The 16,382-nt window shown below is 56.4% G+C and carries 19 protein-coding genes; 9 read left to right on the plus strand and 10 right to left on the minus strand.

What is annotated here, in order from left to right; translation table 11 throughout:
* Nucleotides 1–5: 5 nt before the first annotated feature.
* On the minus strand, nt 6–350 hold the full coding sequence (locus tag NYE85_RS19125; protein ID WP_259006263.1) for a DUF1294 domain-containing protein: 345 nt from the start codon (nt 348–350) through the stop codon (nt 6–8).
* Nucleotides 351–504: 154 nt separating this feature from the next.
* On the opposite strand from NYE85_RS19125, the gene NYE85_RS19130 reads away from it, so the two are divergent.
* Nucleotides 505–1,944, plus strand: coding sequence for an SDR family oxidoreductase (locus NYE85_RS19130; protein ID WP_259006264.1), 1,440 nt, complete (start codon nt 505–507; stop codon nt 1,942–1,944).
* Between the two features lie 156 nt (nt 1,945–2,100).
* Nucleotides 2,101–3,111: an NAD(P)-dependent oxidoreductase gene (locus NYE85_RS19135; protein WP_259006265.1), complete on the plus strand. Its 1,011-nt coding sequence runs from the start codon at nt 2,101–2,103 to the stop codon at nt 3,109–3,111.
* On the opposite strand, the gene NYE85_RS19140 is transcribed toward NYE85_RS19135, so the two are convergent.
* From NYE85_RS19140 to NYE85_RS19150, 3 genes are all read right to left on the minus strand, one after another.
* On the minus strand, nt 3,112–3,948 hold the full coding sequence (locus NYE85_RS19140) for an N-acetylmuramoyl-L-alanine amidase (protein WP_259006266.1): 837 nt from the start codon (nt 3,946–3,948) through the stop codon (nt 3,112–3,114).
* A gap of 51 nt (nt 3,949–3,999) precedes the next feature.
* Nucleotides 4,000–4,323 (minus strand): heavy metal-binding domain-containing protein, encoded by a 324-nt coding sequence (locus NYE85_RS19145; RefSeq protein ID WP_259006267.1) that lies wholly within the window; start codon nt 4,321–4,323, stop codon nt 4,000–4,002.
* A 106-nt stretch (nt 4,324–4,429) separates the two neighbouring features.
* Nucleotides 4,430–4,852: a DUF2000 domain-containing protein gene (locus tag NYE85_RS19150; protein ID WP_259006268.1), complete on the minus strand. Its 423-nt coding sequence runs from the start codon at nt 4,850–4,852 to the stop codon at nt 4,430–4,432.
* 170 nt (nt 4,853–5,022) lie between these two features.
* On the opposite strand from NYE85_RS19150, the gene NYE85_RS19155 reads away from it, so the two are divergent.
* The 7 genes from NYE85_RS19155 (at nt 5,023) to artJ (NYE85_RS19185) (ending at nt 10,245) form a co-directional block, all read left to right on the plus strand.
* Entirely contained in the window at nt 5,023–5,508 is a 486-nt protein-coding gene (locus NYE85_RS19155; RefSeq protein ID WP_259006269.1) for an Lrp/AsnC family transcriptional regulator, read from the plus strand.
* Between the two features lie 110 nt (nt 5,509–5,618).
* Nucleotides 5,619–6,164: a lipoprotein gene (locus NYE85_RS19160; RefSeq protein ID WP_259006270.1), complete on the plus strand. Its 546-nt coding sequence runs from the start codon at nt 5,619–5,621 to the stop codon at nt 6,162–6,164.
* Between the two features lie 259 nt (nt 6,165–6,423).
* A complete protein-coding gene (gene artP, locus NYE85_RS19165) occupies nt 6,424–7,152 on the plus strand; it encodes an arginine ABC transporter ATP-binding protein ArtP (protein WP_259006271.1) in 729 nt (242 codons plus the stop codon).
* Between the two features lie 33 nt (nt 7,153–7,185).
* Nucleotides 7,186–7,917 carry an arginine ABC transporter substrate-binding protein gene (gene artJ, locus NYE85_RS19170; protein WP_259006272.1) on the plus strand — a complete coding sequence of 244 codons (732 nt, stop codon included), beginning with the start codon at nt 7,186–7,188 and terminating at the stop codon, nt 7,915–7,917.
* A 9-nt stretch (nt 7,918–7,926) separates the two neighbouring features.
* Nucleotides 7,927–8,643: an arginine ABC transporter permease ArtQ gene (gene artQ, locus NYE85_RS19175; RefSeq protein ID WP_259006273.1), complete on the plus strand. Its 717-nt coding sequence runs from the start codon at nt 7,927–7,929 to the stop codon at nt 8,641–8,643.
* Nucleotides 8,643–9,311, plus strand: coding sequence for an arginine ABC transporter permease ArtM (artM, locus tag NYE85_RS19180; RefSeq protein WP_259006274.1), 669 nt, complete (start codon nt 8,643–8,645; stop codon nt 9,309–9,311). The genes artQ and artM overlap by 1 nt, the downstream gene beginning before the upstream one ends.
* A 199-nt stretch (nt 9,312–9,510) precedes the next feature.
* Entirely contained in the window at nt 9,511–10,245 is a 735-nt protein-coding gene (gene artJ, locus NYE85_RS19185) for an arginine ABC transporter substrate-binding protein (RefSeq protein ID WP_259006275.1), read from the plus strand.
* A gap of 47 nt (nt 10,246–10,292) precedes the next feature.
* Here the strand turns inward: artJ (NYE85_RS19185) and rlmC are convergent, their stop codons facing one another.
* The 6 genes from rlmC to potF form a co-directional block, all read right to left on the minus strand.
* On the minus strand, nt 10,293–11,420 hold the full coding sequence (gene rlmC / locus NYE85_RS19190; RefSeq protein WP_259006276.1) for a 23S rRNA (uracil(747)-C(5))-methyltransferase RlmC: 1,128 nt from the start codon (nt 11,418–11,420) through the stop codon (nt 10,293–10,295).
* Between the two features lie 55 nt (nt 11,421–11,475).
* Nucleotides 11,476–11,958 carry a YbjO family protein gene (locus tag NYE85_RS19195; protein WP_259006277.1) on the minus strand — a complete coding sequence of 161 codons (483 nt, stop codon included), beginning with the start codon at nt 11,956–11,958 and terminating at the stop codon, nt 11,476–11,478.
* Nucleotides 11,959–12,060: 102 nt separating this feature from the next.
* Complete coding sequence (potI, locus tag NYE85_RS19200) at nt 12,061–12,906, minus strand: putrescine ABC transporter permease PotI (RefSeq protein ID WP_198772767.1); 846 nt, start codon at nt 12,904–12,906, stop codon at nt 12,061–12,063.
* A complete protein-coding gene (gene potH / locus NYE85_RS19205) occupies nt 12,903–13,868 on the minus strand; it encodes a putrescine ABC transporter permease PotH (RefSeq protein ID WP_259006278.1) in 966 nt (321 codons plus the stop codon). Before potH ends, potI begins: the two co-directional genes overlap by 4 nt.
* 21 nt (nt 13,869–13,889) lie before the next feature.
* Nucleotides 13,890–15,023 (minus strand): putrescine ABC transporter ATP-binding subunit PotG, encoded by a 1,134-nt coding sequence (potG, locus tag NYE85_RS19210; RefSeq protein ID WP_259006279.1) that lies wholly within the window; start codon nt 15,021–15,023, stop codon nt 13,890–13,892.
* Between the two features lie 138 nt (nt 15,024–15,161).
* On the minus strand, nt 15,162–16,271 hold the full coding sequence (potF, locus tag NYE85_RS19215; protein WP_259006280.1) for a spermidine/putrescine ABC transporter substrate-binding protein PotF: 1,110 nt from the start codon (nt 16,269–16,271) through the stop codon (nt 15,162–15,164).
* Between the last annotated feature and the right edge of the window lie 111 nt (nt 16,272–16,382).

The following is a 16,382-nucleotide window of genomic DNA, read 5'->3' on the forward strand; positions in this document are numbered from 1 at the left end:
GGCGGCTACAGGAAACGACCATAAACCGCGTACCATAGGGCCGCTATCGCGGCCACGTTCAGCACCACGCTGAGTATGAACCAGGTTTTGAACGGCTGTTTGCTGGTTTTATGACGAAACAGTTGCTGGCCGCATAATGCGCCAGGCCAACCGCCGACGACGCCATACGCCAACAGCGTCAACTCCGGCACCCGTCGCCAGGCGTTGATCGCCGCCAGCTTGTCCACACCGTAGAGAGCCAGCGTCAGCAGATTCACCAGCAGCATCCACATCCACAGCGGATGCAGGAAAAACCAACTGGCAGCAAACGCCAGCGCCAACAACAGATAACACACCAGGTTCAATCGCATAGCAAAGCCCGCATAAAGAGACGGCGCGTAGTGTGACGCCGTGCGGCCATCGTTGCAACCACCCATTATCCTTACAAAAAGTGCATTTATACCGCAAAGTTGGCATGCTAGGTTAGGCTGTATTTACCGTTATCTGTTGCATAAGGTCGTGCTGATGATCCCCCAACGCATCCTGGTGCTTGGCGCCAGTGGTTATATCGGGCAAAACTTGATCCCCCATCTGGCGGCACAGGGGCATGCTATCACCGCCGCCGCTCGCCGGATCGAATGGTTGCAGCAGCAACGTTGGCCGCAGGTCGATTGCCGTTATGTCGATGTGTACCAAGCGGAAACGCTGGCGGCCGCGCTGTGGGACACCGATGTGTTGTATTACCTGATCCACGGCATGGGTGATGGCGACGACTTTATCGAAAAAGAGCGTCAGGCCGCCGAAAACGTGCGTGATGCCCTACGCAATTCCAACGTCAAGCAGGTGATTTTTCTCGGCGCGTTGCAGCCGGCAGGGGAAAGCTCGCCGCATTTGCTGGCGCGCAAGTTGACCGGCGAGATCCTGCGCCAGAGTGGCATTCCGGTCACCGAGCTGCGCGCCAGTATCATCGTCGGGCCAGGTTCGGCGGCGTTCGAAATCATGCGCGACATGGTTTACAACCTGCCGATCCTCACACCGCCGCGCTGGGTGCGTTCCAAATCTTCGCCGGTCGCTCTGGAAAATCTGCTGGTCTATCTGGCAGAACTGCTGCACCACCCGGCCGACGAAAGCCGTATCTTCGACGTCGCCGGGCCGGAATACATCAGCTATCAAACCCTGTTCGAGCGTTTCATCACCATCAGCGGAAAAAAACGCTGGCTGATCCCCATTCCGCTGCCAACGCGTTTTATTTCGGTGTGGTTTATCAGCATGGTCACCTCGGTGCCGACCTCGATTGCCCGCGCGCTGATCCAGGGGTTGAATCACGATCTGCCCGCCAACGGTGCGCCACTGCAAGCGTTGATTCCGCAGCGCCTAACCACCTTTGACGATGCGGTCAGCGAAACGCTGCGTCGTGAAGACGAAGTGGTCGACTCCGCCGACTGGGGTTATGACCCGCAGGCTCGCGCCCGCTGGCGCCCCGGTTACGGCTTTTATCCCAAACAGGCCGGTTGCGCGCTGGATACCCAGGCTTCCAGCGCTGCACTGTGGCACGTGGTGCAGCAGTTGGGCGGTAAAGAGGGGTATTTTTATGCCAATATCCTGTGGCAGATCCGCGCCCGGATGGACGACATGATCGGTAACGGCGTTGTGTACGGCCGTCCGCCACGGGACACGTTGGCAGTGGGGGACGTGGTTGACGGCTGGAAAGTGATCACCATCAAGCCGGAACGCCAGATGGCGTTGCTGTTTGGCATGAAGGCGCCGGGTTTGGGCCGTCTGGTATTCAGTATCAAGGATCACGGTAATCGGCGTACCCTGGACGTGCGTGCCTGGTGGCACCCGGCCGGTTTCAGCGGGCTGCTGTACTGGTTCGCCATGATGCCGGCGCATCTGTTTATTTTCCGCGGCATGGCGAAACGCATTGCACGGCTTGCCGAGCAATACGACCACCGTTTGCCGTAGGCAATGCTCAATTGTCGATCAACCGCACAGTTTGCCGCTGTGGATAGGCCCTTTCCGATTGCATAGCGCATGAAATCACGAAAGAATGGCACCTTATTTGCTGGGACGCGAAAACTGCGCTCAGCCCTCTGATTTTTGGTGAGAATAGAGTTCGTTATGAAGGTATTGGTCACCGGCGCAACCAGTGGGTTAGGCCGTAACGCCGTTGAATATCTCCGCCGTCAGGGCATTAAAGTGCGCGCTACCGGTCGTAATCAGGCCATGGGCAGCCTGCTGGAGAAAATGGGCGCCGAATTCATTCAAGCCGATCTCACCAATCTGGTGTCTTCACAGGCTAAAGCGATGTTGGCCGAAGTGGACGTGCTGTGGCACTGTTCCAGTTTTACCTCTCCATGGGGTACCGAAGAAGCCTTCGAACTGGCCAACGTACGCGCCACTCGCCGCCTGGGAGAATGGGCGGCGGCGTATGGCGTTGCCCAGTTTATCCATATCTCTTCACCGGCGATCTATTTTGATTATCATCACCATCGCAACGTCACCGAAGAGTTCCGCCCGGTGCGCTACGCCAACGAATTTGCCCGCAGCAAGGCCGCCGGCGAGCAGGTGATTCAGCAACTGGCAATGTCCAACCCTCAGACCCACTTCAGCATTCTGCGCCCGCAGGGTCTGTTCGGCCCGCACGATAAAGTGATGCTGCCGCGCCTGCTGCATATGATCAAACACTATGGCAACCTGCTTCTGCCCCGCGGCGGCGCGGCACTGGTGGATATGACCTATCTGGAAAATGCGGTGCATGCCATGTGGCTGGCGACACAAAAGGAGAACACACCGTCCGGGCGCGCCTACAACATTACTAATCAGCAGGCGCGCCCACTACGAACGGTCGTGCAGCAGTTGATTGATGAATTGGGCATGAAGTGTCGCATTCGCTCAGTGCCCTACCCGATGCTCGACATGATGGCCCGTGGTATGGAAAAGCTGGGCAGCAAAAGCGAAAAGGAACCGGTATTGACCCACTACGGCGTGGCAAAGCTCAATTTCGACCTGACGCTGGACACCACGCGCGCGCAGCAGGAACTGAACTACCGGCCGGTTGTGTCGCTGGACGAAGGCATAGCTCGTACCGCCCGCTGGTTAAAAGATCACGGCAAGCTGCACGGCCTGTGATCAGCGCGACGCCGGGTACTTCTGTAATAAGGCATCGATAATCGCCTCAGTTTCCGCATCCGGCTCACCGCGATAATCGCCGGGCCGGAAATGCATCTGAAACGCCGCCAGCAGGTTCTTCTGCTGTTGCACATCCCATCTGTCATCGAGCATATAACCGTAGCGCGCCAGCTTTGCCAGCAGTGGCGGCATCGGCACCGGCGCGTGCGGGTTGCGCCCCGCCAGATAATGTTGCACCACGCCCGGATCCGGCCAGGCGCCAACCCCGGCCTGTGCCAATTGCCGCCAGGGAAAGAGCGGCCCAGGATCCTGTTTGCGCTGCGGGGCAATATCACTGTGCCCCACCACATCCACAGGTTGTATGCCGTAGCGAGCAATAATGTCGCGGGCAAGCTCGGTCAACAGTGCGATTTGCTGCGGCGTGTAAGGCTGCCAGGATTGTGACAGTAACCGACGCTGATAACCACGGTTGACAATTTCGATGCCGATCGAGGTGTCGTTCAGGCCGCTGCGGCCGCGCCACTGGCTGGCACCGGCGTGCCAGGCACGCATCTGCTCGGGTACCAGTTGATACGCCAACGGCTTGCCGCTCTGCACAGGCGGCTGCGCCGGCAGCAGATAATGGGCGCTGACGTGTTCGTCAGTCAGAGTCTTGAGCGAAGAGTGAAAATCTTCGGCGGTGTAATGCATTACCAGAAAACGAATGCGTTGATCGGCACCCTGGGCCTGATGAAGGGTTTCCAGCCGATAGCCGCCGTGGTCGACGACGGTATTCTGCGATTGGCCTTGGCAACCCGCCAGCAACCCGATAGCGGCAATCCATAACCACTTGCTCACACGCCCTCCTGGTTTGTCATGCGGCCCGGCGTAATCCCGGGCCTCGCGGGATTAACGCGCGACTTTGACCGCCGTACCGCTGACCGTCACCATCAGCATACTGGCGTCTTTACCGACGGTTTCATAATCAATATCAATACCTACTACCGCATTGGCCCCCAGTTCCTGCGCCTGTTCCTGCAGCTCCTGGAATGCCAGTTGACGCGCCTTGCGCAGCTCTTTTTCGTACGCACCGGAACGGCCGCCGACGATGTCACGTACGCCGGCAAAAAAATCACGGAAGATGTTGGCGCCGAGGATCGCCTCGCCGGTGACAACGCCGCAATATTCGCTAATGGTGAATCCTTCCAGAGTCGGGGTTGTGGAAAGCTGCATGGTAATCTCCTTGATATATGCCTTAATCGCTTTACTCTGACCACCAGTTTAGCATTATGTTCTGCCGCACGTCGCGGGCGCTACCGCGCGGCGGGACAGGCTGGCGTTAACGGTACAGCGGCAGATTGCCGGTCAGCGCGTTGATTTTCTTTTTCGGCCCGATCAGGCCGATCGCCACCAGCTCGATTTGCTCGCTGGCAACCGCCGCAATCCGCTCACGGTAGTCGTCATAGGTTTTGCATGATTGCGCCAACGCGCTGAACGGCATGCAATAAATCTCGTCATCGTGCTCGGTACGGGACAGCAGCGCCAGCAGCACGGCCCCCGGCGCACGCAAGATAGGCAACGGTACCGAAATCACGCCGGGGTAATTGACTCCGTCCTGGCTGGCAACATCCGACCCCACCAGGTTTTCCACCGTTTTGCCAAAGCCGATACCTATCACGCTCACCGCATTCATTGACAGCCCCACAGCCAGATCCTGATCGACAATAATGGCGCACTTGTGCACCGCCGCATCAAACTTCATTTTTACTCCTTAAATAAATTAATCAAACTGCATAGCTATTCGCGTCGACAACGCGAAAACGACCGAGGATTATTATGCCAGTCTCCTTGGGGTGAAAGTGACCTATATGACTTGCAACACCGGCCAAGTTGGGTAGGATTAACCAATTTACAGCCGTATAGAGAAATAAAATGAATAAAAGCAACTTGGATCCGGCAGAGATAAAAATTCTTGCCGCCTTGCAACAGGATGCGCGCGTCACAAACCAGACATTAGCCGAACAAATAGGTATCTCAGCCTCCCCGTGCTGGCGCAAAGTGCGCAAACTGGAAGATGACGCCGTGATCCAGGGATATCGCGCGGTGTTGGATCGCCGCAAGATTGGGCTGGGTGTGATGGTCTTCATACGCGTCAGCATTGACAGCCACAGCGCAGCCGAAGCGCTGAAGTTCGAACAGCAAGTCGGCGATTTGGACGACGTGGTAGCCTGCTACAGCATCGGTGGCGATGCAGACTTTCTGTTGCAAGTGGTGGCGAGGGATCTGGACACCTACGCCGAGTTCGCCATGTCGGTGATTCGCCGTCTGCCCGGCATCAAGGAAATGCAAAGCATGTTCGTGCTGAAGGAAATCAAACCGTTCGTGGCATTCCCAATCAAACAGCCGACGCAGCGTTAAACCTGAAAGTGCAGCATCTGTTAAAACCTGTCGGGTATTTTGGTGGTAAAGTTTTCTGCGTATAAACTGTAAGTTGTCGATCTTCAAGAAACATCACATAAGGTAATGAGATGAAAACAAAAACGATTGCGGCGGTTTTACCTTTAGCCCTGGCGTTAAGTGCGTGTACCACCGTTGAGCCGGCCTATAAGGATATTGGCACCCGCACCGGCGCGTGCATCGAAGGCGGCCCGAGCCAGGTGGCACAGAAGTTTTACGATCTGCGCATCGAGCAGGGTAGCCTCACTCTACCGGACGCCAATCGTCTGGCCCAGTTCCAGCCATACCTGAGCAAAGTGCTGTATCAGGATCTGCTCAGTGCCAACCAGAACGCGGGGCGCCAACCGGCAGCAGGCGATTTGCTGACCGGTAATGCCGAAGGCGCCACCAGCGCCAAGGTGGCCAGTTCCTCCACCATTCCCAATACCGACGCCAAGAATATTCCACTACGCGTCCAACTGAGCTATCAGAAAGACGGCGGCAGTGCCAAAAGTTGGCAAAACGAAGTGTTGATGGTGCGTGAAGGCAGTTGCTGGGTGGTTGATGACGTTCGTTATATGAACGTGCCAGCGCATGCCGCCAGCGGCACCCTGCGCCAGATCCTGGAAAATCGTTAATTTTACCACCGGCTGCCGATCCCTTATTCGGCAGCCCGTTCACCATATTGATTCCGCTGTTTTTTTAAACGAACAAACAAATTTCGCTAGCCATCTCACACAGCGCGCGACAAAACCAGCTATCTGGCGTGCAGTACGATATGTTGTGCTATTCTTTTATTATCCCGCTGCGCAGTAATAAATTTTAACTCACAAAGATTGCATAAGTATTCTGTGGAAGTTAACATTCGCGGCATCAATGTCTATTCAATTCCGGCGCATGAGCATTCAACTAAAAGAGATAAACTGCTTTTACGGCGCGCATCAGGCGCTGTTTAACATCACGCTGGATTGTCCAGCAGGAGAAACCCTGGTGCTGCTTGGTCCAAGCGGCGCCGGCAAAAGTTCATTGCTACGGGTGCTGAACCTGCTGGAAATGCCGCGTTCCGGCCATTTGCAGATCGCCGGCAATCAGTTCGACTTCAAGCAGGCTCCGGGCGAAAAAGCCATTCGCGAACTGCGGCAAAATGTCGGCATGGTATTCCAGCAGTACAACCTGTGGCCGCACCTCACCGTGGTACAAAACCTGATCGAGGCGCCCTGTCGCGTACTGGGCCTGAGCAAGGCGCAGGCGATGGCGCGTGCCGACAAGCTGCTGACGCGTCTGCGCCTCACCGATTTTGCCGATCGCTTCCCATTGCACCTGTCCGGTGGCCAGCAACAGCGCGTGGCGATCGCGCGTGCGCTGATGATGGAGCCACAGGTGCTGCTGTTCGACGAGCCTACCGCTGCGCTGGACCCCGAAATTACCGCGCAAATCGTCAGCATCATTCGCGAACTGGCCGGCACCGGCATCACCCAGGTGATCGTAACCCACGAAGTGGAAGTGGCGCGCAAGACCGCCAGCCGCGTGGTGTACATGGAAAACGGCCGGGTAGTGGAACAGGGCGACGCCAGCCATTTTGCCCAGCCGCAGACCAGCGAGTTTGCCAACTATTTATCACATTGATTATTACACCAGTTGTTTTTAGGGGAGTTTGCGATGAAAAAACTAATAATTGCCGCCGTTTTGGCCGGCATCAGCGTTTCCGCCGCCGCAGCCGAGACGATTCGTTTCGCTACCGAAGCCTCTTATCCGCCGTTTGAGTTCGTTGGCGCCGATAACAAGATCCAGGGGTTTGACGTTGATCTGGCCAATGCGATGTGTAAAGAGATGCAGGCCACCTGTACCTTCACCAATCAGGCGTTCGACAGCCTGATCCCCAGCCTGAAGTTCAAGCGTTTCGACGCCGTGATGGCCGGTATGGACATTACCCCCGAGCGCGAAAAACAGGTGCTGTTCACCAAACCTTACTACGACAACTCAGCGCTGTTCATCGCGCAGAAAGGCAAAGTGGCCGACGTGGCCAGCTTGAAGGGCAAGAAGGTCGGCGTGCAGAATGGCACCACGCACCAGAAATTCCTGACTGACAAGCACCCGGAAATCACCACCGTACCTTACGATAGCTATCAGAACGCGATCCTCGATCTGAAAAACGGTCGCGTCGATGCCGTCTTCGGTGACACCGCCGTGGTCAATGAATGGCTGAAACAGAACGACGCACTGGCCGCCGTCGGCGATAAGGTGACCGATAAGGGGTACTTCGGTACCGGCCTGGGCATCGCCGTTCGCCAGAAAAACACCGATCTGCAGGGCAAGTTCAATGCGGCACTGGACAAGATCAAACAGGATGGGACCTACGAAGCCATCTATAAAAAATGGTTTCAGCAGTAATCAACCTCAATGAATGAATTTCAACCTTTAGCAAGTGCCGCCGGGATGACCGTCGGCCTTGCGGTGTGCGCACTGGCGCTTGGCCTGATCCTGGCGATGCTGTTTGCCGTCTGGGAGTCGGCACGCTGGAAAGTAGTCAGTTGGCTGGGCACCGCCTGGGTCACGCTGCTGCGCGGCCTGCCGGAAATTCTGGTAGTGCTGTTTATTTACTTCGGTTCGTCGCAACTGCTGCTGATCTTGTCCGATGGTTTTACGCTCAATCTCGGCCTGTTCAAGCTGCCGATCCAGATTGACATCGAAAGCTTCGAGGTCAGCCCGTTCCTGTGTGGTGTGATCGCACTGGCGCTGCTGTATTCGGCCTATGCATCGCAAACGCTGCGCGGCGCGCTGAAGGCGGTGCCGCAGGGGCAATGGGAATCGGGCCAGGCGCTTGGGCTGAGCAAGGCGGCGATTTTCTTCCGTTTGATCATGCCGCAGATGTGGCGTCATGCGCTGCCGGGGCTAGGCAATCAGTGGCTGGTACTGCTGAAGGACACCGCCCTGGTGTCGCTGATCAGCGTGAACGATTTGATGCTGCAAACCAAAAGCATTGCCACTCGCACCCAGGAACCCTTTACCTGGTATGTGATTGCCGCCGCGATTTACCTGCTGGTCACGCTGTTGAGCCAGTATGTAATCAAGCGCATCGAACTGCGTACCACACGTTTTGAGCGAGGGCCGGTCTGATGCTGGAATATTTACCGGAAATCGCCAAAGGGCTGCACACCAGCCTGACGCTGACGATGGCCGCGCTGGTGGTCGCGCTGATCCTGTCGCTGCTGCTGACGGTGATCCTGACGCTGAAAACCCCGGTGCTGACGCCGTTGGTGAAAATCTATATCACCCTGTTTACCGGCACGCCGCTGTTGGTGCAGATTTTCCTGATCTACTACGGCCCCGGCCAGTTCCCGACGATCCGCGATTACCCATGGTTATGGAGCCTGCTGTCGCAACCGTGGCTGTGCGCCATGATTGCGCTGGCGCTCAATAGCGCCGCCTACACCACCCAGCTGTTCTACGGTGCGGTACGGGCGATCCCGGCCGGCCAATGGCAATCTTGCGAAGCGCTCGGCATGTCACGCCGCCAGACTCTGCGCATCTTGCTGCCCTTCGCCTTTAAACGCGCCCTGTCATCGTATTCCAACGAGGTAGTACTGGTGTTTAAGAGTACCTCGCTGGCATACACCATTACGCTGATGGAAGTGATGGGCTACAGCCAGTTGATGTATGGACGCACCTACGACGTGATGGTTTTCGCCGCCGCTGGTCTGGTCTACCTGATCGTCAATGGCCTGCTGACGCTGCTGATGCGTCTGGTGGAACGCCGCGCGCTGGCGTTTGAACACCGTAACTGAACCTGTATTGTCCAGGCCCTGCGTCCTGCAGGGCCTACCCTTTCTTAGTGATTTAACTTTTAATCATTTTTATTGCATATTAATTCACTCGATGGCATGGTTATCTACGGCACCATCAGCGGCAACCCACCGCATTTCGTCAGAAAAATCAAACGATGGCCGCATAATGACAACCAAATTTGCAGACAGGAGTTTTCGCATGAAAAAATTATTAGTCGCGGCGGCGGTGCTGGCCGGAATGAGCTTCAGCGTGCAGGCTGCCGAGACGCTTCGCTTCGCCTCCTCCGCCACCTATCCACCGTTTGAATCATTGGATGCCAACAATCAAATCGTCGGGTTTGATATCGATCTGGCCAAAGCGTTGTGCAAACAGATGCAGACTGATTGTACCTTCACCAACCAGGCGTTCGACAGCCTGATTGCGGCATTGAAGTTCAAAAAATACGATGCGGTGATTTCCGGCATGGACATCACACCAGAGCGTAGCAAGCAGGTCAGCTTTACCCAGCCGTACTATGCCAACTCGGCGATTGTCATCGCGCAAAAGGGCAAATACGCAACACTGGCAGATTTGAAAGGCAAAAAAGTGGGGATGGAAAACGGCACCACTCACCAGAAATACATGCAGGACAAGCATCCCGAGATTAACACCGTTGCCTACGACAGCTATCAGAATGCCATTCTGGAACTGAAGAACGGCCGGGTTGACGGCGTGTTCGGCGACACCGCGGTGGTCAACGAATGGTTGAAGAGCAACCCGAACCTGGCGCCGGTTGGCGAACACATTACCGATGCGCAGTACTTCGGCACCGGGCTGGGCATTGCGGTGCGCCCGGACAATCAGGCATTGCTGGCCAAACTGAACGCCGCGCTGGCAGCCATCAAGGCTGACGGCACTTATAAGGCCATCAACGATAAGTGGTTCCCGCAGTAATTCGTTCCAGGGCGTAGCACATTGTTGCGCCCCGGGTCTGGCCCCGCTTAATCGCGCACCAGCAGGGTCAGCACTTCATAATGCGCGGTATGCGGGAACATGTCGAACAGCTGTACGCGCTCGATACGGTAGTCCGGCAGCATCGCCAGATCTTTTGCCATACTCTGCGCGTTACAGCTTGAATACAGAATATAGTCCGGCGCCATACGGTGCAGATAGTCGCACAACGCCTGGCCGATCCCGCGTCTGGGTGGGTTCACCAGCACCAGCTGCGGCACCTCGCCTTCGGCGGTGGCGAAATGGGTGGAATCCAACGCCTGGAATTCAACTTGCCGTAACCCCAGCGCCGCCGCCGATTGACGTGCGCAGGCGATAGCTTCGGCATTGATTTCAATACCGGTGAGGCGGGTTTGAGGGCTGGCACAGTGCAGACCAAAGCCACCGACGCCGCAAAACAGATCCCACATGCTGTCAATAGCCAGCGCCTGCACCCAGTCACGCGCGGTAGCATACAGATCGGCCGCCACCTGCGGGTTGGTTTGGAAGAAGCTTTGCGGACGAATATACAGCGGCACCTGATTAAACCGCTCCTCCAGCGCCTGTCGCTCGGTCAGCGGGATTTCCCGCTCGCCTTCCAGGATAGCCATATGCACCGGCTGAATATTGGCGGAAATCACCGTCGCCTGCGGCAAACGTTGCTGCAACCAAGGCAAAGCGGCACGCAGCTGTGCCAATTTGCTTTCCGAGCGCAAGACAAATCGCAGCATTACCTCGCCGTTCAGCGTGCTTTCGGTCAATAACAGATACTTTAGCTCGCCGCGTTTACGGGCGACGTTGTACGGTGTCAAACCGGCGCGCGCGATAAACGTTTTCAATAGCGTCAACATCGGCGCGAAACTGGCGGGATACAGTGGGCAGGCGCATAAATCCACCGGCGTGCCGTCGCGGTGCAGCATACCCAACAGCGGGCGCTCTACGCTGCCGCTGACCACCATTTTGGCTTTATTACGAAATGCGCCCTGTTGCCCAGCGGCGGGTGCCAGCCATTGCGCCACCTGACGGCCGGCCAGCAGCGTTTGCAGGTGATGCTGTTTGTCAGCCAGTTGCTGCGGATAAGGCTTTTCCAGCCACTGGCAGGAACGACAGCTGCCCGCCGTGTACAACGCGCAATGCATAAGATACCTTCATCTTTTTAACTACAGGCACAATTGAGGGCGCAGAGTTTAGCACTCAGCGACGGGCGGCGAAATAGCGTCGGCTGGCGGCGGGCAGGAACAACAGAGCCAAAATCACCGCGTCGGGGATTTTTTCGAGCATCAGGGTATGCAGGATTTGACTGCTGGTTTCACCGTCAACGGTAAATACTTCCGGTAAAAAACTGCCGATGGTTGCCAACAGCAAATAACCGACCACCACCGTCTGGCATAGCACATAGCCCCAGCGCCCCCAGTTGCGACCGCGCATCACGGCAAAGCCACAATAGATTTGCAGGCACAGCATTAAAATCCCCGCCAGAAAGATCAGCGTAGAATCCCAGGCCTGCGCACTGGTACTGACAAACTCTCGTGTGCCGGACACGCCCAGTTCCCCCAGCAGCAACAGCACGCTGACGCATTTAATCGCCACCATAGCGCTACCGGCAACCATCACCGCCACCGGTGCATCAGATGGCGCCTTCATTGTTCCCTGCCTGCTTCTCAACATGTCTGACATATCCGCGTTCCGAAACGAAATGCCGCCGGGCGGCGGCTTATAAAGTCAGTAAATCATTTATTGTGAGAATATAATTGCAAAAAATAGCAGGTTTACAGGCAATCAGCTACGGGCGGCCTTTTGCAAATCGCGCGATCGCTGTTTTTCCGAGCGCGCCATCCACCACCAGGCGATCAGGCCGATAACGCCCACCACCAACAGAATCAGACTCGCCAATGCGTTGATTTCCGGGTTTACCCCCATGCGCACGCTAGAGAACACCAGCATCGGCAAGGTGGTCGAGCCGGGTCCCGCAACGAAGCTGGCAATCACCAGATCGTCCAGCGACAGCGTAAACGCCAGCATCCAGCCGGAGATCAGCGCCGGCGCAATCATCGGCAGGGTGATCACAAAGAACACTTTCAATGGCGTGGCACCAAGATCCATGGCCGCCTCTTCGATTGACCGATCCAGCTCGCGCAAACGGGAGCTAATCACCACCGAGACATAGGCAGTACAAAAAGTCACGTGCGCAAGCCAGATAGTGAACATGCCGCGCTCCGACGGCCAGCCAAAGGCATGGCCCATCGCCACAAACAGCAACAGCAGTGATAACCCGGTGATCACATCGGGCATCACCAGCGGTGCAGTTAGCATAAAGGCAAAACCGGTCGACCCGCGGAAACGGCCGAAACGCACCATTACCACGGCGGCTATGGTGCCAAGTATCACCGCCGCCGTCGCCGAGGCGGCGGCAATGGTCAGGCTCAGTCCCACTGCGCCAATCATCGCCGAATCATGGAATAATTCGCTATACCAGCGGGTCGACCAGCCTGCCCACACCGTTACCAGCTTCGAACTGTTGAACGAATAGATCACCAGCATCAGCATCGGCGCGTACAGGAAGGTAAAGCCCAGCGCCAGAATCACCCGGCGCCATGGCGATCGCACTACCGGCAAGTTGTTCATCCCTGCCCTCCCATTTCTTTGTTCTGGTGTTTGTGGAACCAGAGTATCGGCAAAATCAGCAGCAACAGCATCACGATCGCTACCGACGAAGCCACCGGCCAATCGCGGTTATTGAAGAATTCCTGCCACAGCACGCGACCGATCATGATGCTGTCCGGCCCGCCGAGCAGTTCCGGAATAACGAACTCCCCCACCGCAGGAATAAACACCAGCATCGACCCGGCGATAATGCCGCCGCGCGTCAGCGGAACAATCACGCTGAAGAAGGTCTTCAGCGGCCGCGCCCCGAGGTCCAGCGAGGCCTCGACCAGTGAGTAATCCAGCCGTATCAATGCGGTATAAATCGGCAGCACCATAAATGGCAGGTAGGAATAGACGATGCCGATATACACCGCCAGATTGGTATGCAGAATCACCAGCGGTTGATCGATAACCCCGAGCCACAGCAGGAAATTGTTCAAAATGCCGTTGTTCTTCAGGATCCCCATCCAGGCATACACCCGGATCAGAAACGAGGTCCATGAAGGCAGGATCACCAGCAGCAACAAAATGTTGCGCGTGGACGGTTTGCTGTGCGCCACCGCCCAGGCCAGCGGATAGCCGATCGCCAGACAGCATAGCGTGGAGACCGCGGCGATCTGCAAGGATTGCAGATAGGCCTCGATATACAGTGGATCTTCGGTAAGTTGCAGATAATTGGCGAAGTTCAGCGCAATCTGCAATTGCCCGTCCGCCCAGCTAACCAGATCGGTATAAGGAGGAATGGCGCGCGCCATTTCCGCCAGGCTGATTTTAAATACGATCAGGAACGGCAGTAAAAACAGCAAGATCAACCACAGGTAAGGCAGCGCGATCGCCAATTTTCGGCCATGGGCCATGCGCAGGCGGCGGAAGAACGCTTCCAGTGGCCCAGGCGAGCGGATCGCAGGCTGCGACGGCGTACCTTCAGAAAACAGTGTCATAACGGAATCCTCACCGACGGCCTACACCGTCAACACTACGCAACTGTCGGTTTCCCAACACAGGCGCACTTCGTCACCCCAGGTCGGCATTCCTTTGCGGAAACGGTGTCCGTTCTGCAGTTGAGCGCTGATAATCTGGCCGCTGAGCAGCTTTACATGATAGATCGACAGATCGCCCAGATAGGCGATATGCACCACCTCTCCCAGCGCAAAGTTGCAGCCGTCCTGCGGCACCTCGTCACACAACATGATTTTTTCCGGCCGCAGCGCCACCTGAATCGGCACACCATCCACCACCGATGCGTCAGGATCGACCTTGATCGCATGGCGCAGCCCCGGACTTTGCAGGATCAGCGCCTCGTCCTGACGTTCCTGCAATACGCAGTCAAAGACGTTGACCGAACCGATAAATTCCGCACTGAAGCGGCTGTTCGGATGTTCGTATATTTCTTCCGGTTCGCCTATCTGCACAAATTTTCCGCGGTTCATGATGGCGATACGTCCCGCCATGGTCATTGCTTCTTCCTGATCGTGGGTGACCATCACGCAGGTAACGCCCACCCGCTCCAGAATATCCACCACTTCCAGCTGCATCCGATCGCGCAGCTTTTTATCCAGCGCCCCCATCGGTTCATCCAACAGCAGCAGTTTTGGCCGCTTGGCCAGGCTACGCGCCAGTGCCACACGCTGGCGCTGGCCACCGGACAGCTGATGCGGCTTACGCTTGGCGTATTCCTGCATATGCACCAGCGACAGCATTTCCGCCACCCGTTCATTGATTGCGGCACGTGGCATTTTGTCCTGTTTCAGACCGAAGGCGATGTTTTGCTCCACCGTCATGTGCGGGAACAACGCGTAAGACTGAAACATCATATTGACCGGGCGTTGATAGGGTGGCACCAGCGCCAGATCCTGCCCATCCAGCATGATCTGCCCCCTGGTCGGCTGTTCAAAGCCGGCCAGCATGCGCAACAGCGTCGACTTGCCGCAACCCGACGGGCCAAGCAGGGCAAATATCTCGCCTTTGTAGATGGTCAGGCTGACATCTTCCACGGCGTTTTGGCCGTCGAAGGTTTTGGTCAGGTTGCGAATTTCCAGCAGAGGGGTAAAAACCTTCTGCGTTTTGGCTTGAGGACGGGGGATCGCGTCGTTCAATCGGGGTGTTCTCCGGTGCTAAGGCAGGTCAAAAACCACGGCAAACCCCGTGGCACTAAAATGGCAAGGCAGGCGGTCTATGCCGCATGCCTTGCGTCGCCTATCGTCGAGGATTAACGATCCTGGCGCCGACAATAATCATTTACCGCTTTTAACTTTAGTCCAGGCGCGGGTGATGACGCGATCAAGCTTTGGTTCCTGTACCTTCAGCGTGAACATTTTGGCGCGTACCTCTGCCGGCGGATAGATGCCCGGGTTATCGCGCACCTCGGCATTTACCAACGGCGTAGCTGCCGCGTTGCCGCTGGCGTAATAGACGTGGTTGCTGATGTCGGCAATGATTTCCGGCTTCATCAGGAAGTTAAGAAACTGGTAGGCTTCATTCTTGTTTTTGGCGTCGGCCGGCATGGCGAAGACGTCAAAGAACGCCAGCGCGCCCTCCTTCGGAATGCTGTACGCCACGTTAACGCCATTTTTGGCATCCTTGGCGCGATTGGACGCCTGCATGACGTCACCCGCCCAGCCGATCGCCACGCAGATATCGCCGTTGGCCAGATCGTTTATGTACTGAGAGGAATGGAAATAACGTACGTTCGGCCGCAGTTTCAGCAGCAGATCTGTCGCCGGGCCGGTGTAATCCTTGGCATCGCTGCTGTTCGGGTCCTTGCCAAGGTAGTTCAGCACGGTGGCAAACACTTCGCTTGGCGCATCAAGGAAGGAAACGCCGCAGCTTTTCAGCTTCTCGAGGTTTTCCGGCTTCAGTACCAGATCCCAACTGTTGACCGGTGCATCTTTACCCAGCGCGGCCTTGACCTTGTCGACGTTATAGCCGATGCCGGTAGTGGCCCACAGGTAAGGAATGGCGTATTTGTTATCCGGATCGTGTTTGGCCACCAGCTTCAGCAATTCGGGATCGAGATTTTTGTAGTTGGGCAATTTACTTTTATCCAGCGGCTGGAATACGCCGGCAGACAGTTGGCGCTCCAGGAAGCTGGCCGACGGAACCACCAGATCAAAACCGGTGCTGCCCGCCATCAGTTTGCCTTCCAGCACTTCGTTGGAGTCAAAGACGTCATACACCACCTTGATGCCGGTTTCCTTCTGAAATTTCGCCAGGGTGTCCGGCGCTATATAGTCAGACCAGTTATAGACATGCAGGGTTTTTTCTTCTGCCGACGCGGCCACGCTTGTCGCCATCAATAAACCGGCAACAACGCCCGACAACCACTTTTTACGTTGGGTGACCATCCGTAACTTCCTCCAAAACAAAGGGTGAATTTGTATCCCAGAATGATACAAAACCGGTCCTGCCCGCATGCAATCGTTGCAATGGGAAATGCATGCCTATGCAATTGATTA

The sequence above is a fragment of the Serratia sp. AKBS12 genome (assembly GCF_024793895.1).
Lineage (GTDB): Bacteria > Pseudomonadota > Gammaproteobacteria > Enterobacterales > Enterobacteriaceae > Serratia_F.